This is a genomic window from Hymenobacter baengnokdamensis, assembly GCF_008728635.1.
Classification (GTDB): domain Bacteria; phylum Bacteroidota; class Bacteroidia; order Cytophagales; family Hymenobacteraceae; genus Hymenobacter; species Hymenobacter baengnokdamensis.
Map to the genome: position 1 here is coordinate 752,563 of NZ_CP044285.1, position 20,024 is coordinate 772,586.

Genomic DNA, 20,024 nt, shown 5'->3' on the forward strand with positions numbered 1-20,024 from the left:
TTAGCAACGGGCAAACGTCACTGGCAAAATATATTATTTTTCATATATTACCGCAAGCCTGACAAAGCCAGAATGGTTCGTAGGTCGGCTGGTGCGGGCTGCCGCCTTTGGGCCGGCTGCTCTTCTTAAGAACAACTGGCGCGCCCGACGAGCGGATAGCCCGCCCCCTACCCCGACTTGGGGACTACTGTACGGCTGTGCTGAAAGGCATTAGCAGGCACGTGCTAACCGCATAGCAAACAGCAAATTGGCTGCCGCAACTATTTACGAATTAGTGTTGGAGCGCCGTAACGGCAACCGGAGCAGCGCTGGCGATAGAACTACCCGTAGCAGCAGTAACGTCGTTAACCGGCGATGATACCTGGCGTACGAGCCCGGCAACGCCCCACAGCTGGAGGTTGCGGCGCACGGTTTCGGCAGCCAGCCAGCTGTCGAGCTGGCCAATGATAACCCGGCTGAGCGTGCGACCGTCAATTACCTCGGTTACTACCTGGGCCGGTAGGGTCTGGTCGAGCGACAAGATATGGGCTTGCACCGCACGGGCATTGGCCGCGTCGGCAAACGTGCCGGCCTGCACTACAAAGTGGGGGGCCGGCTGGCTAGCGGAGGCTGCTTCGGTAGTTGGCGCGGCGCTGGCAGCCAGCGCGGCAGGGGCTGCGGCTGCCGGCTGCGCGAGCTGGTAGGCAGTGAACGGGGCTTCCGGGTGCGGGTCGCTGCCGCGCAGCGCAGCCAGGTTATCGGGCGTTTCGGCCACGCCCAGCGGCGTGGCGGCCGACACTATCTCAGCCACTACGGTAACCGCGCCAGCCTCTACAATACCCAGCGGCCGGGCCGCTACTTCTGATAAGTCCATAATCCGCTGGTGGCGGAAAGGCCCGCGGTCGGTAACGCGTACCACGACCGACGCCCCGGTATTCAGGTTGGTTACCCGCAAACGGGTGCCAAAAGGCAGGGTTTTGTGAGCGCAGGTGTACTCGTGGCGATTGTAGCGCTCGCCGCTGGTGGTGCGCCGCCCCTGAAAGCGCCGGCTATACCACGAGGCCCGGCCCCGTAATACGGTCGTAAAGCCCTCACGGGCAATAGGAATGATGGTCGGCAACATCCGGGAAATGTAGATGTGACGACGCAGGTGACGATGATGCAGGGCATGCACGCGGTGCGTACGGGCGGCTGCCGGCAATACCAGTCCAGCCCCCAGCACCAGCCAGCAAAGGCAGTGTAGCAGAAAAGAGGTAGAGAGAAAGGTTGGTCGCGTAAGCGTCATGCGCTTGGGTAGATGGTGAACAAACCGAATGTAAGGCGTGACCAGCTAAAAACCGCATCCACTTCTTACTAAATACGTTACCATTTACGAGTGATTGTACTTTTTTAAGAGGAGTTGTATTTGTCCTGCTCACAAGCCTTCGCGTTAACCTGCAATTGTGTTTAGTGAAGGCACATTATGGCTGGTTATTGCACTTTTTTAAGTATCGCATGAAAATTAGATTATCCGGCGGGTATAAGATTTTGTCATTTTGCCTGAACCATAAAGTAGTCGGCGTTTGCAGAAATGCTAACTCTATTGTATATCGCGCCCGCACGACTTTCACATTTCGCCTTACCTTCGGGTATGGATTTTGGCCGCCTGCCCGACCTTCGCTACGTTGACTTTCGCCTTCCCCCTTCCCACCCCGACACGACGCTGGTGCTGGCGCGGGCCCAAGCGGAGCCGCCCGCTACCCGCAGACTTTACGTAGGCTGTCCCATCTGGACCAATAAGGAGTGGCTGGGCTCCTACTTTCCGCTAGGCGCTAAAGAGCCTGACTTTCTGCGCTACTATGCCCAGCAGTTCAACTCCATTGAGCTGAACACCACCCACTATCGCATCCCGGATGCGGCCACCGTGCGGCGCTGGCGCGAGGCAGTAGGACCCGATTTTAAGTTTTGTCCTAAGGTGCCGCGCAGCATCAGCCACGAGCGCGAGCTATACAATACCGACGCGCTCACGCTCACGTTTACCCGCGCCATGCAGGAGCTGGGCGACAACCTGGGTACCTGCTTTCTACAGCTGCCACCCCATTTTGGCCCCGAGCTGCTGCCACGCCTGGAGCGCTTTCTGCTCGACTGGCCCACCGAAGTGCCCTTGGCGGTAGAGCTGCGCCACCCGCGCTGGTTTTCGGACCTGGCCCTGGCCGACTCCGTATTTGCGACGCTGGAAGCGTTGGGCAAGACGCTGGTTATGACCGATGTGGCTGGCCGTCGTGACGTGCTGCGTCAGCGCCTCACTACTCCCACAGCCTTGCTTCGCTTCAACGGGCACGGGCTGATACCCAGCGATTACAGCCGCGCCGACGCCTGGGCCGAGTGCCTGGCTGCGTGGTACGCGCAAGGGTTACGCACGGCCTATGTTTTTATCCATCAAAAAGATGTGCGCCACGCTCCTAGCTGGGCGCAGCACTTTCTGGCCCGTATGCACGAGCTAACCGGCCTTGCGGTAGCGCCGCCCAAGCTTATTCCGCAACAGGTGCAGGGCAGTCTGTTTTGAATGAGTACCGGGAGTAATGACGTTCGGGCAACAAAACGACATTACTCCCGGCAATCCCTAAAGCACCCCACCTACTCCACTGATTACCAAGGCTATCAATGCCGTATTGAAGGCAAATGAGATAAGGCCGTGCAGCAACGCCAGCCGCCGCAGTGCCCGGCCGCTGATGCTGACGTCGGCGGTCTGGGCCGTCATACCTACTACGAACGAAAAGTAGGCCATGTCGAGGTAGTCGGGCTCCAGCTGGTCGTCACCGGGGAAGAGCAGCCCTCCCACATCGGAGCCATCGGGCTTGGCATCGTAGTAAATATGCGCGTAGCGTAGCGTAAACACGGTATGCACCAGCAGCCACGAAACGGCTACGGCCACACTACTAAGGGCAATGTGCCGGGCCAGCGCAGCCGGGCTCAGGCCGTGGCTGGTGCTGAGCAACACGATGACGGCCAATAGACTAGCGCCGGCGGCTACCAGCACAAACACAAAGCTCACGGCGCGGCTCAAATCTTCGGAAGCGGCTACGGCGCGGATGCGGTCAGCATCGGCCGTGTACATGCCCATCCAGATGAGCGCCAGGGAAGTCAGGCCGAAAGCGTCCCATCCTATTACGAGCCGGGCCAAGGAATGGAATTGGAGCGGACTTACGCCCCAGGCTATTGCGCCCACCACCAGCGCGGCCAACAGGCGGCCGGTTGCCGGCAGGTGGCCTATCCAACGCAGCAGCGACCACGAATTAGAAGAAGTATTCACGCTGCCAAGTTAAGGTGCAAGGCGTGGCAACGAGATGAGCAGTTGGTAGCGGCAGGCCCTGCACCCGGCCTTTAGTTGCGATTTTTAGCCGTGCTTTGCGCTCATGAACGACGCGCCCCTCTCCGGCCTTTATCAGCCCTCGCTGGCCTTGCTCACCGACCTTTACCAGCTAACCATGGCCTATGGCTACTGGAAGCAGGGCCTGCACGAGCGTGAAGCCGTGTTTCACCTCTACTTCCGCAAGGCACCGTTTAATGGCGGCTACGCCGTGGCGGCGGGCCTGGCACTGGCCGTCGATTATTTGGAAAATCTGCGCTTCTCGGACGACGACATTGCTTACCTGGCCAGCCTGACTGGCAGCAAGGGCAGCCGGCTATTTCCCGACGATTTCCTCGAATATCTTAAAAACATGATATTTGCTTGCGATGTCGACGCGGTGGCCGAGGGCACGGTAGTCTTTGGCAACGAGCCGCTGGTGCGCGTGCAGGGCCCGCTGCTGCAAGCGCAATTGGTGGAAACGGCGCTGCTTACGCTGGTCAATTTTCAGACGCTCATCGCTACCAAAGCCGCCCGCGTGCGCGACGCCGCCGGCCCCGACGATGCCGTGCTGGAATTCGGCCTGCGCCGCGCCCAGGGGCCCGATGGCGGCCTCGGCGCCAGCCGCGCCGCCTACCTCGGCGGGGCCGATGCTACCAGCAACGTGCTGGCCGGCCAGCGCTACGGCATCCCGGTGCGCGGCACCCACGCCCACAGCTGGGTGATGACGTTTGAGAGCGAAGTAGCCGCCTTTCGCGCTTACGCCGACGCCTTTCCCGACGACTCGGTATTTCTGGTCGATACCTACGACACGCTCGACGGCGTGCGCTACGCCATCGAAGTAGCCCTCGAAATGCGGCAGCAGGGCCACGAGCTGGGCGGCATCCGTCTCGACTCGGGCGACCTGGCCTATTTATCGAAAGAGGCGCGTAAGCTGCTCGACGCCGCCGGCCTGACAAAGGTGCGCATCGTAGCCAGCAATGACCTGGAGGAAAATCTCATCCTCAACCTCAAGCAGCAAGGCGCCCGCATCGATACCTGGGGCGTGGGCACCCAGCTCGTGACGGCCTACAACCAGGCCGCCCTCGGGGGCGTGTACAAGCTAGCCGCCCTGCGCACCGCCGACGGCCAGGGCTGGGACTTCACCATCAAGCTCTCCGAGCAGCAGGCCAAAACCAGCATCCCCGGCATCTTGCAGGTGCGCCGCTACCTGGGCGAGGCAGGCCAGCCCCGCGCCGACATGATTTACAACGTGGCCGCCGAAGCACTCCCCCCGCCCCGACCATCATCGACCCCGCCGACCTCACGCGCCGCCGCCCCGTGCACCCCGGCGCCCCCTTCCGCGACCTGCTAACCTCGGTGCTACGCCAGGGCCGCCTCGTGCAGCCCCTGCCCACCCTGGCCGAAAGCCGCGCCCACGCCCGCCAGGAAGTGGCCAGCCTCGACCCCAGCATCCGCCGCTACCTCAACCCGCACACCTACCCGGTTGGCTTAGAACAATCGCTCCACGAGTTCCGCACCCAGCTGATGCTGGAGAAGCGGCCGGTGCGGCTGGCGTAAACTATCTTCCAGTGGTCAGCGTTGTATTGCCAATTGGCAGCTACCTTAGCGCTAATTGGCAAAGACTATGCATCACATTGGCGGAGCTTCTGCATCTATAGGCGGCCATGCTGGCTCACAGCCAGATAATCGCATCGCTGCTACCCCAGCAGTACGCGATACGGTCACGTCGATACCCGTAGCTACTGCTACCGGCGTGCGCTTTGTGGAACAGGTACGCACCGGGTGGTCGTTGGAGGCCGGGCAACAGCATGTGCGGCAACTGGCGGCCAAGCTGGATATGACGCTGCACGAAATGGCACTGGTTTTGGCAACGGCCGAGCGGACTTTTGCCCGGCAGCTCAGTGCCAAGCCCTCTGAGAAAACGCTGGCCTTTACCAAAGCCCAGGCGGAGCGGTTGTTGCTGCTACAAGCCCTGACCAACCACGGGGTAGAGGTATTTGAAGACCAGGGTAAATTCAACCGCTGGCTACGTCGGCCACTACCCTTGCTGCAACAGCAGTCGCCTTTGCAGCTGCTGGATACCGTAACCGGCTTTCGGGTAGTAGACCAATTATTGGGGCGTATAGCGTATGGTGTGTATAGTTAGACAGCTAACAGCATCAAATAAGCGGCTGAAAAAGACCACCTACCTTTGAGTAGAATCTACTCTGCTTAATGCCGCAGCACGTTTACCGCATTCAAACGCAACGCTTTGCCGCCTCCGCCCTTAGCGGCGAAGGCGCCCGCTTATACGGCGGCCGCTGGAATCCCGAAGGTGTACCGCTGGTGTACACCTCCGCTTCGCCCGAACTAGCGCTACTCGAAGTACTGGTGCATCTCGATGGCACGCCATTCAGCGACCTGCCGCCCTACGTACTGATTACCATCTCCGTACCCGATGCAGCCATCGAAGTAATAGCTGAAGCCGACCTACCACCCGACTGGCAGCAACAACCCGCCCCCACAGAATTAGCCCTCTTCCTGCTGCCGCGCCTGCAACCCGGAAATTCCTACGTCGGCTTCTCCGTGCCCTCTGTGATATTACCCAACTCACCTAGTCGCAACATCCTGCTCAACCCGCAGCACCCATTGATGCCGCAGGTGCAGGTAGTTCCGGTGGCGCCACTAATATTTGATGAGCGGTTACGGCCGTAGAATCGTTTTACGAGTTCCGCACGCAGCTCATGCTGGCGAAGCGGCCGGTGCGGCCGGCGTAGAAAAATACCTAGTATGCCCAGCGCTTGGGCATCCCTATTTGATACCAACCATCCTGCTTTTTTTCAAAAATAACTAATCTCCCACCACCGCTAAGTCCTGAGGCTCCGTGGCTTACTATCACGGCTGCATAACGTCCTGAATTATCAAAAACAGGTCTTGAAACCTGATAAATATCGCGGTCGGGAGAATTGGTATTATTAAAACGGCGAATAAGCCTACGGTAATCTTTGACTTCTGCCTTATTAGCAAGCGTAAGGTTTGCAAGCACCTGCCGCATACTTAAATAGGCATCGCGCCTCTCAATTAACACTACATTACCAAGTTCTTGCAATGTCCACTCCGTAGTATCAACCTGCTGACTGTTAGCCAGCATCTCTCGTAATATTTTAACACCAACACCTAATTTCTCAAAGGGCTTATATCCATATCGGTCATCCGAATGACTTATAGTATCATCAGGTATCAACCAATGGTCTCCCCATTCTTTAGGATTAATTGGTTTTAGCATTACATAATCGATTTTTCCGGCTAACAATTTGAAAAGAGAATTACTACCAGCTATTACTTGAGCATTAGCGGTACTAATTACTGAAAACGTCAGAATTAACGAGAGCAGTGCTTTTGTAAACATGCTCGCAATGTAAGCAAAACTCTAAACGTACTTCAACTCCCCCGCCGCGACGCGCAGCGTCACGCCCGCCTCGGCGGTGAGGTAGCCGGCTAGCTGGGCCTGGTAGCCGCTTTGGGCGAGCTTCTGCACGAGGGCTTCGGCGGCTTCAGGGGCCGTGACGAGCAGCATGCCGTTGCCCATGTTCCAGTAGAGGTAGGCGGTTTCGGGGCTGATGCCGCCGATTTCGCAGAGGCGCTGCATGGCGGGCAAGGGCGCGAAAAGGTTGTCGAGCACCGCGCCGAGGCCGTTTTTGAGCACGCGCTTGAAGTTGTCGGCCACGCCGCCGCCCGTGATGTGGGCCGCGCCACGCAGGGGCAGGCCCGCGTCGAGCACCGCCGTGAGGGCGGGCGAGTAGATGAGGGAGGGGGCTAGCAGGGCCGCGCCCCAGGTAGCGTACTGGTCGGCGTCGGGGCCGTCGTAGGGCTGCGTGTGCCAGTTGTCGCCGAAGAGGCGCTGCAAGGTCTTGCGGGCCAGCGAGTAGCCGTTGGACCGGAACGAGGGTGAGCGCAGGGCCACCACCGCATCGCCGGCCTGGGCGTGAGCGCCACTCAGCGGCTGCTCCAGGCTGGGGTGCAGCACGCCGATGGCCGTGGAGCACCAGTTGAAGTTCATGCGGGCGCCGGGGAAGCCGCCGATGCGTGAGCCAAGCTCGGCAATCTCGCCGCCGGTGATGGCGATTTTCGCGAACTGGCAGGCGTCGTGCAGGCCGCGCATCATCTCGTCCACCACGTCGTAGTCGAGGGTGTTCACGTCGATGATATTCGACAGGTTGGTGGGCACGAAGCCGGCCGCGATGAGGTCGTCGGCGGTCATGGCCACCAGGTCGTAGCCGAGTGTGTCGTACTTATCGAGGCGCTCGCCCAGCTCAATTTTGGTGCCGATGCCATCCGAGCTGATGCCCAGGCGCTCCTGGCCGAAGCGGATTTCGTTGCTAAATCCCCCGTCGAGGTCGCGGGCGGGCTCGCCGGGCAGGCCAGCGCGGGTAGCGAACGTTTTTTTCGACCAGTTGTAGGCGTTTTTCGAGGCGGCATTGCCGAGGTCGATGGAATAGCCGGCGTCGGGAGTTTGGGCGTTGTTCATGCGGAGCGTGCGGGGCGCCTCACCCCCCGGCCCCCTCTCCGAAAAGGAGAGGGGGAGCCAGACGGCGTAGGGTAATAGGGTTAATTACTTATAATTTAAAACTGGCTGGCTCCCCCTCTCCTTTTTGGAGAGGGGGCCGGGGGTGAGGCGCCCGTAAGGACGTTTCATCCCTAGCTTAATGCTCGGTCGGCGCGGGGGCCTTGGCGCTCACCGAGGCGGCCGCTTTGGCGGGGCGGTGGCTCTGGCGCTCCTCCTGAATGTGGCGCAGGTAGCGGGTTACGTCGCCGGTCGGATACTTGCCGGTGAAGCAGGCGAAGCACGAGCCACCGTGGCCGCGCTCCTCGGCAAACAAGTCCTGCAAGTCGCTCAAGTCCTGGTAGATAACTTTATCAGCCTCGATGTAGCGGCATATCTCTTCTTCCGAATAGTTAGCCGCAATCAGTTCGGTGCTCATGGCCATGTCGATGCCGTAGATGCAGGGCGACACGATGGGCGGCGCGCTCGAAATGAAATACACTTCGGTGGCACCGGCCTCGCGCAGCAGGCGCACGATGCGCCGCGAGGTGGTACCGCGCACGATGCTATCGTCGACCACCGCCACCTTCTTGCCTTCCACGAATGCCCGGATGGGGTTGAGCTTTTTCTTCACTACATCTTCGCGCCCGGCCTGGGTGGGCACGATGAACGAGCGGCCCATGTGGTTGTTTTTCACCAGCGCCCGGCGGTAGGGCACATCAATGGCCTCGGCCAGGCCCGAGGCCGAGAAGTAGCCCGATGACGGCACATCAATCACCATATCGGGCTTGAGCCCGGCATCGGCCACCTTGCGGGCCAGAATTTTGCCCAGGCGCACGCGCTCGCGGGCCACCAGGCGGCCGTGAATGGTAGAGTCTTCGCGGGCAAAGTAAATCTGCTCGAATACGCAGAATGCTTTGGGGACCGTATTCTTATTCTTGTAATGAACTTTGAACTCATTATCAATGAACACGGCCTGGCCGGGACCTACGTCTTCTACAAACTCAAAGTCGAGGTAGTCGAAGCAGGTGCTTTCGGAAGCGAACGCATACACCGGGCCGGCGGGCGTATCGCGGCGGCCCAGCACCAGCGGCCGGATGCCCAGCGGGTCGGTAAACGCCAGCAGGCCGTGGCCGGCGATAATGGTAACGGTGGCATAGGCTCCTTTTACCAGCTCCTGGGTTGTCTCTACAGCATCAAAAATATCGACTACCGACAGCCGGTCGAGGTCTTTCACGCGCAGCTCCGAGGCGAAGGTGTACATGATAAGCTCCAGGTCGTTGGTGGTTTTGGGCAGCACGTGGTACTTCTCGTGCAGCAGCTTGGCCACGTCGCGGAAGTTGATGACGTTGCCGTTGTGCACCATTGCCAGGCCAAATGGGTAGCTGGTAGTGAAGGGCTGCGCCAGATCGGAGTCGTTGGCCCCCTGCGTAGTGTAGCGCACGTGCCCGATGCCGGTATTGCCGGTCAGCTTCTTGATATGCTTGGGCTTGAATACGTCGTTCACCAAACCCTGCCCCTTGTGCAAGTGGAAGGCATCGCCATCGAAGGTGGCAATGCCGGCGGCATCCTGCCCCCGATGCTGCAGGGCGGTGAGGCCGATAATCATATCAGCTACTACCCGCTCGGGGCCGTGAAAACCTACAATGCCACACATATCTAGTTAGAAATTATGAGTTTAAAGTTACGAGCCGGGAAGGGCCAGCAGAATAAAATATTTAAGAGGTCAGTTGGGAAGAGTCGTACTCCTGATTAAATCGGCCAGGGTCTCGGCATATAGAGCGTGCTCTACGGCCAGGCCGCGGCGCTGCACTTCGGCCAGGGTAACGGCACCTCTCAAATTTACAACGCGTTGGGCCAGAATGGGGCCGGTATCCAATCCTTCATCCACGAGGTGCACGGTTATCTTGGTTTCGGCCAGGTGGTTATCGAAGGCCCACTCGTAGGCGTGCAGGCCCTGGTGCTGGTGCGTATCGGCGGGGTGGATGTTGAGAATGCGCCCCGCAAAGGCCCGCACGAAGGCTGGCGACAGCACCCGCATGTAGCCGGCCAGCAGCACGTAGTTAATATGGTAATTTTTTAATATTTCAACTACTTCTTCGTCAAATGCTACGCGCTGCCGCCCGCGCGAGCTGAGGCTGGCCGTGGGCAGGCCCAGGGCGGCGGCGGCGGCGAGGCCGGGCGCGGCCGGGTCGTTGCTGAACACTACCGCTATCTCGGCCAGCCCTTTTAAAGGGCCCGTGCGCACCGCTTCGGCCAGCGCCAGCATGTTGGAGCCGCGGCCGGAGAGCAGAATGGCAAGACGAGCAAGGGGTTGGGCCATCAGTTAATAAGCGCTCGTTGTGAGCTGCGGCGTGGGGCGCTGGCCGATGTCGGGGCGCACGTATTTATCCTGAAAATAAACGAGCTCGGCCTCGGCATAGGCGAGCTGCACGGCGGTGGGCAGGTCGGGGCCGTGCGCTACGAGCACCGCCACCCGGCCGCCGTTGGTGAGCAATTCGCCGGGTTTGTCGCCCGGCTTCACGCCGCCCACGAACACCTGCGCACCCCGGCCCTGATTGCCGATGCCGTGAATGGGAAAGCCGGTCGGAAACTGCGCCGCCGGGTAGCCGCCCGAGGCCAGCACCAGGCCCACAAACGCGCCGGAACGCTGTTTCACCACCGTTTGAGCCAGGCTGCCATCCAGGGTAGCGGTAATGAGGTCGAGCAGGCTCGACTCCAGGGCGGGTAAAATCACCTCGGCCTCGGGGTCGCCGAGGCGCACGTTGTATTCGAGCAGCCTGGGGCCATCGGGCGTCAGCATCACGCCGAAGTAGAGGAAGCCAATGAAGTCGAACGGCTCGGCCTGGAGGCCGCGCAGCGTGGGGTCGATGATATCCTTGCGGATGGCCGCCAGCCAGTTATCGTCCAGAAACGGCACCGGGCAGTAGGCCCCCATACCGCCGGTGTTGGGACCTTCGTCGCCCGCCAGCAGCTGCTTATGGTCCTGCGCCGGGGCAAGCAGCCGGATGCGGTTGCCGTCGGTCAGGCCAATGAGGCTGACCTCGGGGCCGGTCAGCTTTTCTTCGAGCAGCACCGAAAACCAGCCTTCGTGCAGCTCGCGCAGCTCAGTGAGCGCGGCCGTGGCTTCGGCCACCGAGCTGCACACGTACACGCCTTTGCCGGCGGCCAGGCCATCGTATTTCACCACTACCTGGCCGGCCAGCTCCTCCACCCTGGCCTGGGCCTCGGCCAGGCGGTCGCTGCGGAAGCTCCAGGCGCGGGCCGTGGCCACGCCGTGGCGGCGCATAAAGTCCTTGCTCCACACCTTCGAGCTTTCGAGGGTAGCCGCCTGCCGGCGCGGACCGAACACGCGGATATCGGTATTGAGGAAATAATCGGCCACGCCGGCCGCCAGCGGCGCCTCCGGCCCCACTACGATGAGCTTGATGCCGTGCTCCTGGCAGAAGTTTTGGATGGCCGGAAAATCGGTGGCACTGATGCTAGCCACGCTGCCGGGAATGCCCGCGTTGCCGGGCAGCACGTGCACGGTCGCGCCATCCTGGCGGAGCTTGGTGGCCAGGGCGTGCTCGCGGGCACCGGAGCCGAGGAGGACGAGTTGGGTGGTGGAAGTTCGCACAGCGTTTAAAAGAGAGAAAAAGGAGTTTCACAGAGTAGCCGAAGGAAAGCCGTAAACTTCCCTTTTTTCGCTCTTAGCTCTGCACGATATGGCTACTTTAGTAATCCGGCCTTTACCAGGTTGCGGGTCAGGCGCTCGGTTACGTCCTCCTTGTCATCGGCCGTGGCCAGGGGCTGGCCCACGATGCGCTGGTAAATATCGAGGTAGCGGTTGACCGCTTCCTGGGTTACTTCGGGGGTGAGGGCGCGGGGGTAGGCCCCGTCTTTCTTATTGGCGATGAGCCACTGACGGATGTACTCCTTGTCCATCTGCTCGGCGCCTTCGGGGTTTTGGGCGTAGTCGGCGGCACTCCAGAAGCGCGACGAGTCGGGCGTGTGGATTTCGTCAATCAGCATCAGCTCGCCATTGAGCAGGCCAAACTCATACTTGGTATCGACCAAAATGATACCCTGCGACGCCAGCAAGTCGGAGCCAACTTTGAACAGCTCCAGCGCCTTCTCGGCCATCTTATCGTATAGCTCCTGGCTTACCCAGCCCTCCCGCACGAGGTTGGCGGGGGTGATTTCGCGGTCCGACTCTTCCTTGGTAGTCGGTGTTACGATGGGCGCCGGAAACCGCTGGTGCTTGGTGAGGCCGTCGGGCACGGTCACGCCCGAGAACGTGCGCTGGCCCTGCTGGTAGCCGCGCAGCATCGAGCCGGTGAGGTAGTTGCGCACCACCATCTCTACCTTAATCGGTTGCGCCTCCTTCACCAGCATGGCGTTAGCATCGACCAGCGCCTTGACGTGGTTGGGGATGATGTAGGCGGTCTTCTCAAACCAGAAGTTAGCCAGGCCATTGAGCACCGCGCCCTTGTGAGGGACAGCCGTATCGAGCACCGAGTCGAAGGCCGAGAGGCGGTCGGTGACGATGATGAGGCGCGTGTGGTCGTCGATGCGGTAGCTGTCGCGGACTTTACCGCGGTGCAAAAGCTGAAGCTGGGGGGTAGCGAAATACGGAAGCGTATTCATAACAAGTAACTTAAGCGTGGGAGACGGATGCGCCAGCCTCCTGCGCCCGATGCTGCAGATGCGCGACTATGTTCTTGAAAATGGCCAGGCCCTCCCCTTCGTCCTTCAGCTCACCGCGGCGCTTTTTCATTCCCCAATCGGGGTGATTGCAGCCGGCCAGGTAGGCTTCGGGGTGCGGCATGAGGCCGAAAATGTGGCCCGTCGGGTCCGTCAGACCGGCGCAGTTGAGGTCGGCGCCGTTGGGGTTGAGCGGGTAGGTGCCGGTTTCGAGGTCGTCGTGGCCGGCGTAGGTCAGGCAGTTGAGGCCCTGGGCCACGAGGCGCTCGCGGGTGGCCGCGTCGGGCACTACCAGGCGGCCTTCGCCGTGGCGCACGGGCACTTCCAGGGTAGTGAGGCCGTGCAGGAACGGCGTCTGGCTGCGCGGGTTCACCACCAGGCGCACCCAGCGGTCCTCATACCGGCCCGAGGCATTGTGCGTCAGCGTCACTTCGGGCTCGAAGTTGCCACCCAGGTTGGGCAGCAGGCCCAGCTTCACCAGCACCTGAAAGCCGTTGCAGATGCCGAGTACGAACTTGCCGGCGGCCACAAACTCGCGCATGTCCGAGAGCAGCGTGCGGCCGGCGGCGCCGGTCTGGCGGTAGCGCAGCTTGTTGGCCAGCACCACGCCCGAGCCCAGGTCGTCGCCGAACGAAAAGCCGCCCGGAAAATTCAGAATATCAAAGTCGTGGATGCTCACCCGGCCGTGCAGCACCTCGTTGAGGTGCACGATGGTGGGCGCCCCCCGGCCAGGCGGTAGGCCGCGGCCATCTCCTCTTCGCAGTTGATGCCGAAACCGGTCAGGATGAGGGCTTTGGGAAGGAGTTGTTCGTTGCTCGTTGTTCGTTGTTCGTGCATTGCCATTGTCAAGTGCCTCACTGGCCGATAACTGTTAACCTGTATCCCCTACCCTAACAGCGTGGCCGCCTCCAGGCCAATCGTTTGGTTTACCGGCCCGTTGGTCCAGGTGGCGCGCAGGTCGTGGGTGGCGGCGTGCAGCAGCTCATGGCTGCCGCGCCGCACGCGTAGCTGGCCATCGTCCGTCACGACTCCTAGCCGCGTGGCGCGCGTGCTCAGCAGGCGCTCGAAAGCCTCGACATCCTCGGGCGCCACGCTCACCACAAAGCGCGAGTGCGACTCCGAGAATAGCTGCGCCACCGGCGACAAGCCGCTTTCGGGCAGTTCAATCGCGGCTCCCAGTCCTTCGTGGCCAAACGTGCACTCGGCCAGCGCCACGGCCAGGCCGCCGTCGCTCAGGTCGTGGCTGCTCTGGATGAGCTGCTGGTCGTTGGCCTCACCCACGAGCGTGTAGAGCGCCTTGGCTTTGGCAAAGTCTACCTTGGGCACGTTGGCGCCCAGCTCGTTGTAGAGCTGGTAGAACTCCGAGCCGCCCAGCTCGTCGTAGGTTTCGCCGAGCAGATAAATCACGTCGTCGGCCTGCTTGAAGTCGGAGGTAACTACCCGGCGCACGTCTTCGACCTTGGCCGTCATCGAGTACAGCACCGTCGGCGGTACCGAGATTTTCACCCCGTCAGCCTTGAAGTCGTTCTTCATCGAGTCCTTGCCCGAGGTGAGCGGGATGCAGTAGGCGGCGCAGGCATCGCGCAGGGCCTGGCACATCTGCACCAATTTGGCTAGCTTCTGCTTGCCGTCGGGGTTGCTGGTGGGGTCGTACACCGAGTCGGGCACGCAGAAATTGTCGTTTACCGACCAGAAAATGCCGTCACCGGGCGTAAGGTTGGGCAGTTTGCCACCCACCGAGATAATTTGCCGCACGGCCTCGTCAAACGAGCCGGCCGACATCTGGTAAGCGTCCAGGTCGCCCAGGCGGGGCAGGATGCCGTTGCTCACGGCCACGCCCTCCCAGCTCTCGAAGTTGAAGCGCACCACGGCCGCATCCTGCGGCGCCTGGCCGGTGGCGCCCATAAGCGGCTTCACGATGGTGCGGCCCTTCACTTCGTGGTCGTACTGGCGAATGACCGACTCGCGCGAGCAAATATTCAAAGAAGCTAATAATTGCCGCAGCACCTCGTTGTAGTCGAGCGCGGCCGGCAGCGCGGGCTCCTGGGCGGCGGGCTTCACGTACTCGGCCAGCAGGGTTTTGCGCGGCACGCCGTTGTGCAGGAACTCCAGCGAAAGGCCGGCAATGGGCTGGTTATCAAACAGCACGTCGAGCGAGCCCTCGGCGTTGAAGAAGCCGATATCGGTCAGCTCCACTTCCATCTCGCGGCCCAGCGCCAGCAGCTCGTCGAGCTTGGCGGGCTCCACGGCGAGGGTGAAACGCTCCTGCGACTCACTCAGGAAAATCTCCCAGGGGCGCAGGCCGGGGTATTTCAGGGGCACTTTTTCCAGCTCGACCACCGCGCCGTCCGAGATGGTAGCCAGCTCGCCGATGCTGGACGAGAGGCCGCCCGCCCCGTTGTCGGTGCTGCACCGGATGAGGCCGCGCCGGGTGGCGAGGAGGAGGAAGTCCATCGCCAGCTTCTGGGTGATGGGCGAGCCGATTTGCACGGCCGTGGCGGGCGCGGCCTCGTCCAGCTCGATGCTGCTGAAGGTCGCGCCGTGAATGCCGTCCTTACCCACCCGGCCACCGGCCATGATGATGCGGTCGCCGGGCAGGATGATTTTCTCCCAGCTGTCCTGGCCGGCCAGCTGCATGGGCATCACGGCACCGGTGCCGCAGTACACGAGCGGCTTGCCGGCGTAGCGGTCGTCGAAGATGATGGCGCCGTTCACCGTCGGCACGCCCGACTTGTTGCCGCCGTCCTCGATGCCCTTGCGCACACCTTCAAAAATGCGGCGCGGGTGCAGCTGGCCGGTCAGCAACTCGCCCTGATAATCAGGATTACCAAAGCACAATACGTTGGTATTGAACAACAAGCGCGCGCCGCCGATGCCGGTGGCCAGCGGGTCGCGGTTGTTGCCCAGGATGCCGGTGATGGCCCCGCCGTAGGGGTCGATGGCCGAGGGCGAGTTGTGGGTCTCGACCTTCCACACGAACAGCGACTCGGGGTTGATGCGCACCGCGCCGGCATTGTCGGAAAACACCTTAATGAGCCAGTCGTTGCCGTTGGCCCGCAGCTGGCGGTCTACCTCGCTGGTCGCGCCCTTGATAAAGGTTTTGAACAGGCCGTCAATCTCTTCCTCCGCGCCCGTTTCCAGGTTCTTATACTTGATAACGGCGCTGAACTCCTTGTGCTTGCAGTGCTCCGACCAGGTTTGGGCCAGGATTTCCAGCTCGCAGTCGGTGGGGTCGGCCGGCAGGCCCAGCCCTACCCGCTCCTCGCGCAGGCTGGCCTGGGCGAAGTGGTCGCGGATGGCCTGCATTTCGGGCAGGTTGAGGGCGTACACGTTGTCTTTCGACAATTGCAAAAGCTGCTCGTCGCTGAGGCCGCCGAGCACGATGGTTTCGGTGCGGGCGTCGGCGCCGCCGCCGGGGCGGGGCGTGTAGTCGCGGATGCCGTCGGCTACCGCGCCCACTTCAAACCTATTAATCAGCTTGTTACCCAGCAGCTCTTCGGCCAGGCGGCGCAGGTCGGCAGCGGGCAGCTCGTTTTCCACGAAAAACAGCCGCTTCGAGAAAATGTGCTGGGTGCGGGTGTCGATGGCTTCGTTCAGGTAATCGCTGAGCGCATTCTGAGCCGAGGTGCCTTCGTCGTCCGTCACGCCGGGGCCTTTGGCCACCAGAATGTAGCTGTGGAAGCCCGCGGGCGCGGCCACCTCATCGATGGCCACGGTGTGCAGCACCGGGTCTTGCAGGCAGGCGGCGGCGAAGTTGGCCACTTGCCGGGCGCTCAGGCCGGGGTAGCGCACGGCGTAGAGCGCCGCACTGCGCACCTGGCCGGTGCGCAGGCCCAGGTGGCGGGCCGCGTCGGCGGCCACGCGCTGGCCGTCGCCGTCGTGCCGGCCGGGCTGGAGGGTAAGGAGGATGGAATGCTGGTTGGTTTCCAAACGGGAAGGACGACCCTGGGGCCGCCCGTTAAACGTTATGTAGCGTAGGTTTTCGACCCACGACCCATTCAATTTCCTTCGCGGACTATAAAGTCCGCGCTACTTGGAGTCCGGCCGACTGCCGGGCTTCACGGCCGGAATTCCGGCCAGGTGCTGCGGCACCGCATCGGCCGCGAATACGGCCGCCTGCACCGGCAACAACGCAAAGTTCGGGAACGGAAGCTGCGCGGCACCATTGGTGCGGTCAATTAATGATACCACTGCCAATACTTTTACCCCCATTTCCTGTAAAACCCGTGCTACTTCGAGGGTGCTCTTGCCAGTTGTAACTACGTCTTCGGCAATAACTACCCGCTCGCCGGGGGTCAGAGTAAAACCACGCCGCAACGTCATTTCGCCATTGGCGTCACGCTCCGTAAAAAGTGAGGGTACGCCGAGCTGGCGGGCCAGCTCGTAGCTCACTACTACGCCGCCCATCGCGGGGCCTACTACTACATCGGGCACCAAACCAGCTTCGCGCAGGCGGCTGGCCAGCTCGGCCATCGCGGGCGCGGCCAACTCGGGCTTGCGCAAAAAGCGGGCGCACTGCACGTAGGTATCGGAGTGCAGCCCCGACGAGAGCTTGAAGTGGCCGCTCAGCAGCGCGCCTTCGGCGCGCAATTGCGCTTCAAGAATGGTGGCGACTTCAGCGGCGGGCAGGCCAGGGGTGAGAATGGTAGTCATGTCTGAAAAGTGTAGCGTGGACTCTGCGAGTCCGCGCGTGGGTAGGCTCGGACGATGCAACGCGCGGACGCACAGAGTCCGCGCTACGTTAGGCGGTTATCGTTCGGTGTTCGTTCATCTCATTCATCAGTTCCCGCGCCGCCGCGCCGGCGTCTTCCGCCTGCCAGATGCTGCGCGAGGCATTAATCAGCAGCCCGCCGCCAGCGGCCAGCAGGCCCGCTTTCAGCACGGCCGCCAGGTCGCCGCCCTGCGCGCCGATGCCGGGCACCAGGAACCACTGCGTGGGGCAGAGCTGGCGCAGGCGGCCCAGCGCGGCCGCGTTGGTAGCGCCGGCCACGAGGCCGATGTTGTGGTGGGTGGCGTCGAGGTCGGCCAGCATCCGGGCGGTGAAGTCGCTCACGGGCTCGCCGGTTTGCAAAATCGCGTCCTGCACGGCCGACTGGTTGGAGGTCTTGGCCAGGGCGAACACGAACTTGCCGGGGCGGGCGAAGGGCACCACCGCATCAGCGCCCATGTAGGGGTTCACCGTCACGGCATCGGCCCCGAGCACGTCGTAGGCAAACTGCGCGTAGTGCATGGCCGTGTTGGCAATATCGCCAAACTTGCCATCCAGGATAACCGGAATGCCGGCGGGCACGCTCGCAATGGTCTGGCGCAGCAGCTGCACCCCGTTGTCGCGGCTCAGGAAAAAGGCCAGGTTGGGCTTGAAGGCGGCGGCGTAGGGCGCCGTTTCGGCAACTACCTGGGGCAAGCGGCGCGTCACGTCTTCGTCGGAGCCGGTAGGGTCAAGGCCTACGCAGAGCAGCGTATTGGCCTGGGCAACGCGGGTGAGGAGCTTTTGCATAGTAGGTGCTGAGTGGGGGTAGCGTGGAGGCTGCGAGTCCGCGCGTTGCTTCGTTGAACCACGTTCTCACGCGCGGACTCGCAGCGTCCACGCTGCTTAAAACCGGGTAAAAACAAAAGCCTTATGCGCCGGCCGGGCACAAAAAAACCGCCTCAACTACTTGGGGCGGTGAATCGGAAAAATGAAGAAAACGAAACAGTAAACGAAGAAAAAACGGTGGCAAATGCCTTCCGGATTTTCCACAGAACGGCCGGCTGGCCAGCTCCGCGCATCATCCACTGGTGGTTGAGTGTGTTCACACTGCAAAATTACAAGCACTGTTTTGGGGGGCAAGGCTAACTTTTCAGCAAAAACTATTTTTCACCTTTTTACAAAAGTGTTTTTCTGCGCTGCGCCAGGATTTTAGCGCATTTTTGCCCCTGGCCGCCGAGTTAAAAAAAGTTGTCTTCCCCAGCGGCTTTGCACCTGCACCTAATACTGCCGTAACTTTGGCTCTTTATTCCGCATAAGTGGCCAGCTGGCTACTCCTTCACGCTTAGTGAATTGCGCACAAAAAAGCTCGCTGCCTCAGTCTGAGGCAGCGAGCTTTTTGTATAGAATGCCAGGCGGAGGCTTCCGGTCTTATTATGGTCTGAAGCACTTATTTAAATGCCTCGTTGAGCACGGCCGCCAGCCGGATACCGGCTTGCTGAATGCGCTGCTTCATCATATCGGCGTGGGCCGGGAAGTAGCGAAAATCGGGGTTGGGGTTCTGAGCAGCCTCGGCGTAGAGCTGAGTAGCCAAGGTGTACGATTCAAACAGCCACTCGGCGGGGTCGGCAGTAGCCTGCCAGTTTTTGCGCAGGGCTTCGGGTATTACACTATACTGCTGACCCATCTCGGTGTAGGTCAGGCCCTGGTAGTCGAGCAGGCCGCTGTCCCAGAGGCTGTGCAGGTTGGTATCCTTGCCCCGGTACGTCATTTTAATATCATTGCCGCCTTTGTCTTCGGCGCGGCTCACGTGCATGGGCTGGTGCACATCGCCCACGATGTGCACTACGAAGATGAGCGCCTCGGCCCGCTGCTCGCGGGTTTTGGCCGGGTCTTTCATCTCCTTGATTTTCAGCAGCAGAATGTTATAGGCATTAGCCTCCGTCTGCGCCTTCACCGTCGTAATAAACTGGTCGTGGGCCAGCCCCAGCGGGGTATTCACGTAGTGCCAGGGGCCGGTTTCCTTATACTGAGGCAGGTAGCGCATCTCGTCGGGCTGGGTGCTAACGAGCGTGAGCGTCTGCGTGCCGAGCAGGTCGGCTACTTGGCGGCGGGCTTTTTCAGAAAGGTGGTGTTCAGCAATGTTGCCGATGGCGCGGTGGCCTTCCACGCCCCACGCCCAGAGGCGCAGCGGCAGGGCGGCCAGCACGACCAGCGAAAGCAAAATCTTGTTCATTGGGTAGTAATAAAAGACCGGCAAGGACACCTTGCCGGTCAGGGGGTTGCAAAGGTATGCCGAAGGCCGGTTTAGTCTTCCGTAAAAATATCAGCCCGCTCCAGGGCCAGGCCGGGCAGCGCAGCTACCGGGATAGGGCCGGGCTCGATGCATTCGCCGGCCAGCTTATACTTCTCCTTTTCAAGTACATAAGCCGTTATCGTCTTCAGGCCGGGATACACAATCCACTACTCCTGCACACCGTTTTCTTCGTAGAGGTCGAACTTAGTTTTCGTATCGCGGCTGGTGTTACCAGGCGATACGATTTTGATAATCCAATCGGGGGCGCCCAAGCAGCCTCGGTCATCAAGCTTGGCTGGGTCGCATACCACGTAGATGCCGGGCTGCACTACGCTGCGGATTTGCTGGTCACCGTTGGCCCCACACCTTACCAGCCGCACATCCAAAGGAGCGTGGTACACCTGGCAAGGCTTACGGCGTCAATATTGGTGAATTGTACTGAATACATTCCCAGAATATGCCTGATGTAATCGGTTCGGCCCCACCAGCGGCCGCATAACCTTGCCCTTGATAAGCTCGACAA

21 protein-coding genes are annotated in these 20,024 nt (G+C 61.2%); 5 read left to right on the forward strand and 16 right to left on the reverse strand.

What is annotated here, in order from left to right; all coding sequences use genetic code 11:
* Positions 1–271 precede the first annotated feature (271 nt).
* Positions 272–1,264 (reverse strand): septal ring lytic transglycosylase RlpA family protein, encoded by a 993-nt coding sequence (locus tag F6X24_RS03150; protein WP_151086526.1) that lies wholly within the window; start codon positions 1,262–1,264, stop codon positions 272–274.
* A 345-nt stretch (positions 1,265–1,609) separates the two neighbouring features.
* Here F6X24_RS03150 and F6X24_RS03155 point away from each other — a divergent pair, with 345 nt between their 5' ends.
* Entirely contained in the window at positions 1,610–2,524 is a 915-nt protein-coding gene (locus tag F6X24_RS03155; RefSeq protein WP_191906435.1) for a DUF72 domain-containing protein, read from the forward strand.
* A 57-nt stretch (positions 2,525–2,581) separates the two neighbouring features.
* Here the strand turns inward: F6X24_RS03155 and F6X24_RS03160 are convergent, their stop codons facing one another.
* Positions 2,582–3,271 (reverse strand): DUF1345 domain-containing protein, encoded by a 690-nt coding sequence (locus F6X24_RS03160; protein ID WP_229725307.1) that lies wholly within the window; start codon positions 3,269–3,271, stop codon positions 2,582–2,584.
* Positions 3,272–3,374: 103 nt separating this feature from the next.
* Here F6X24_RS03160 and F6X24_RS03165 point away from each other — a divergent pair, with 103 nt between their 5' ends.
* From F6X24_RS03165 to F6X24_RS03175, 4 genes are all read left to right on the forward strand, one after another.
* Positions 3,375–4,661, forward strand: coding sequence for a nicotinate phosphoribosyltransferase (locus F6X24_RS03165; protein WP_317132509.1), 1,287 nt, complete (start codon positions 3,375–3,377; stop codon positions 4,659–4,661).
* Positions 4,628–4,867, forward strand: coding sequence for a hypothetical protein (locus tag F6X24_RS19300; RefSeq protein ID WP_317132510.1), 240 nt, complete (start codon positions 4,628–4,630; stop codon positions 4,865–4,867). Before F6X24_RS03165 ends, F6X24_RS19300 begins: the two co-directional genes overlap by 34 nt.
* A 55-nt stretch (positions 4,868–4,922) precedes the next feature.
* A complete protein-coding gene (parS, locus tag F6X24_RS03170; RefSeq protein ID WP_229725308.1) occupies positions 4,923–5,456 on the forward strand; it encodes a type II RES/Xre toxin-antitoxin system antitoxin in 534 nt (177 codons plus the stop codon).
* Positions 5,457–5,524: 68 nt separating this feature from the next.
* The gene (locus F6X24_RS03175; protein ID WP_151086530.1) at positions 5,525–6,004 is read left to right on the forward strand and encodes an RES family NAD+ phosphorylase; all 480 of its coding nucleotides are present in this window, start codon (positions 5,525–5,527) and stop codon (positions 6,002–6,004) included.
* 70 nt (positions 6,005–6,074) lie between these two features.
* On the opposite strand, the gene F6X24_RS03180 is transcribed toward F6X24_RS03175, so the two are convergent.
* From F6X24_RS03180 to F6X24_RS03235, 14 genes are all read right to left on the reverse strand, one after another.
* Positions 6,075–6,698: a hypothetical protein gene (locus F6X24_RS03180; protein WP_151086532.1), complete on the reverse strand. Its 624-nt coding sequence runs from the start codon at positions 6,696–6,698 to the stop codon at positions 6,075–6,077.
* 21 nt (positions 6,699–6,719) lie between these two features.
* Positions 6,720–7,817 (reverse strand): AIR synthase-related protein, encoded by a 1,098-nt coding sequence (locus F6X24_RS03185; RefSeq protein WP_151086534.1) that lies wholly within the window; start codon positions 7,815–7,817, stop codon positions 6,720–6,722.
* 175 nt (positions 7,818–7,992) lie between these two features.
* Positions 7,993–9,489: an amidophosphoribosyltransferase gene (purF, locus tag F6X24_RS03190; protein ID WP_151086536.1), complete on the reverse strand. Its 1,497-nt coding sequence runs from the start codon at positions 9,487–9,489 to the stop codon at positions 7,993–7,995.
* A 69-nt stretch (positions 9,490–9,558) separates the two neighbouring features.
* Complete coding sequence (gene purN / locus F6X24_RS03195) at positions 9,559–10,155, reverse strand: phosphoribosylglycinamide formyltransferase (protein WP_151086538.1); 597 nt, start codon at positions 10,153–10,155, stop codon at positions 9,559–9,561.
* 3 nt (positions 10,156–10,158) lie between these two features.
* Positions 10,159–11,451, reverse strand: coding sequence for a phosphoribosylamine--glycine ligase (gene purD / locus F6X24_RS03200; RefSeq protein WP_151086540.1), 1,293 nt, complete (start codon positions 11,449–11,451; stop codon positions 10,159–10,161).
* Between the two features lie 92 nt (positions 11,452–11,543).
* On the reverse strand, positions 11,544–12,461 hold the full coding sequence (gene purC, locus F6X24_RS03205; RefSeq protein ID WP_151086542.1) for a phosphoribosylaminoimidazolesuccinocarboxamide synthase: 918 nt from the start codon (positions 12,459–12,461) through the stop codon (positions 11,544–11,546).
* A gap of 10 nt (positions 12,462–12,471) precedes the next feature.
* A complete protein-coding gene (locus tag F6X24_RS03210) occupies positions 12,472–13,227 on the reverse strand; it encodes a phosphoribosylformylglycinamidine synthase subunit PurQ (RefSeq protein ID WP_229725310.1) in 756 nt (251 codons plus the stop codon).
* A complete protein-coding gene (locus tag F6X24_RS19065) occupies positions 13,194–13,355 on the reverse strand; it encodes a phosphoribosylformylglycinamidine synthase subunit PurQ (protein ID WP_229725312.1) in 162 nt (53 codons plus the stop codon). Before F6X24_RS19065 ends, F6X24_RS03210 begins: the two co-directional genes overlap by 34 nt.
* 48 nt (positions 13,356–13,403) lie before the next feature.
* On the reverse strand, positions 13,404–16,448 hold the full coding sequence (locus tag F6X24_RS03215) for a phosphoribosylformylglycinamidine synthase subunit PurL (RefSeq protein ID WP_151086544.1): 3,045 nt from the start codon (positions 16,446–16,448) through the stop codon (positions 13,404–13,406).
* A 99-nt stretch (positions 16,449–16,547) separates the two neighbouring features.
* Positions 16,548–17,171 (reverse strand): orotate phosphoribosyltransferase, encoded by a 624-nt coding sequence (pyrE, locus tag F6X24_RS03220; RefSeq protein WP_151086546.1) that lies wholly within the window; start codon positions 17,169–17,171, stop codon positions 16,548–16,550.
* 88 nt (positions 17,172–17,259) lie between these two features.
* A complete protein-coding gene (pyrF, locus tag F6X24_RS03225; RefSeq protein ID WP_151086548.1) occupies positions 17,260–18,015 on the reverse strand; it encodes an orotidine-5'-phosphate decarboxylase in 756 nt (251 codons plus the stop codon).
* 640 nt (positions 18,016–18,655) lie between these two features.
* The gene (locus F6X24_RS03230; RefSeq protein WP_151086550.1) at positions 18,656–19,441 is read right to left on the reverse strand and encodes a S1/P1 nuclease; all 786 of its coding nucleotides are present in this window, start codon (positions 19,439–19,441) and stop codon (positions 18,656–18,658) included.
* A 71-nt stretch (positions 19,442–19,512) separates the two neighbouring features.
* Positions 19,513–19,662, reverse strand: a complete 150-nt coding sequence (locus F6X24_RS18850; protein ID WP_191906436.1) for a hypothetical protein — start codon at positions 19,660–19,662, stop codon at positions 19,513–19,515.
* Between the two features lie 6 nt (positions 19,663–19,668).
* Entirely contained in the window at positions 19,669–19,902 is a 234-nt protein-coding gene (locus tag F6X24_RS03235; protein WP_151086551.1) for a Uma2 family endonuclease, read from the reverse strand.
* Between the last annotated feature and the right edge of the window lie 122 nt (positions 19,903–20,024).

Bases quoted from the DNA above. Each gene is read 5' to 3' on its own strand.
- purN (WP_151086538.1), bottom strand. From the start codon at position 10,155: ATGGCCCAACCCCTTGCTCGTCTTGCCATTCTGCTCTCCGGCCGCGGC.
- F6X24_RS03185 (WP_151086534.1), bottom strand. From the start codon at position 7,817: ATGAACAACGCCCAAACTCCCGACGCCGGCTATTCCATCGACCTCGGC.
- F6X24_RS03175 (WP_151086530.1), top strand. From the start codon at position 5,525: ATGCCGCAGCACGTTTACCGCATTCAAACGCAACGCTTTGCCGCCTCC.
- purF (WP_151086536.1), bottom strand. From the start codon at position 9,489: ATGTGTGGCATTGTAGGTTTTCACGGCCCCGAGCGGGTAGTAGCTGAT.
- F6X24_RS03165 (WP_317132509.1), top strand. From the start codon at position 3,375: ATGAACGACGCGCCCCTCTCCGGCCTTTATCAGCCCTCGCTGGCCTTG.
- F6X24_RS03155 (WP_191906435.1), top strand. From the start codon at position 1,610: ATGGATTTTGGCCGCCTGCCCGACCTTCGCTACGTTGACTTTCGCCTT.
- purC (WP_151086542.1), bottom strand. From the start codon at position 12,461: ATGAATACGCTTCCGTATTTCGCTACCCCCCAGCTTCAGCTTTTGCAC.
- pyrE (WP_151086546.1), bottom strand. From the start codon at position 17,171: ATGACTACCATTCTCACCCCTGGCCTGCCCGCCGCTGAAGTCGCCACC.
- F6X24_RS03230 (WP_151086550.1), bottom strand. From the start codon at position 19,441: ATGAACAAGATTTTGCTTTCGCTGGTCGTGCTGGCCGCCCTGCCGCTG.
- F6X24_RS19065 (WP_229725312.1), bottom strand. From the start codon at position 13,355: ATGCACGAACAACGAACAACGAGCAACGAACAACTCCTTCCCAAAGCC.
- F6X24_RS03180 (WP_151086532.1), bottom strand. From the start codon at position 6,698: ATGTTTACAAAAGCACTGCTCTCGTTAATTCTGACGTTTTCAGTAATT.
- pyrF (WP_151086548.1), bottom strand. From the start codon at position 18,015: ATGCAAAAGCTCCTCACCCGCGTTGCCCAGGCCAATACGCTGCTCTGC.
- F6X24_RS03150 (WP_151086526.1), bottom strand. From the start codon at position 1,264: ATGACGCTTACGCGACCAACCTTTCTCTCTACCTCTTTTCTGCTACAC.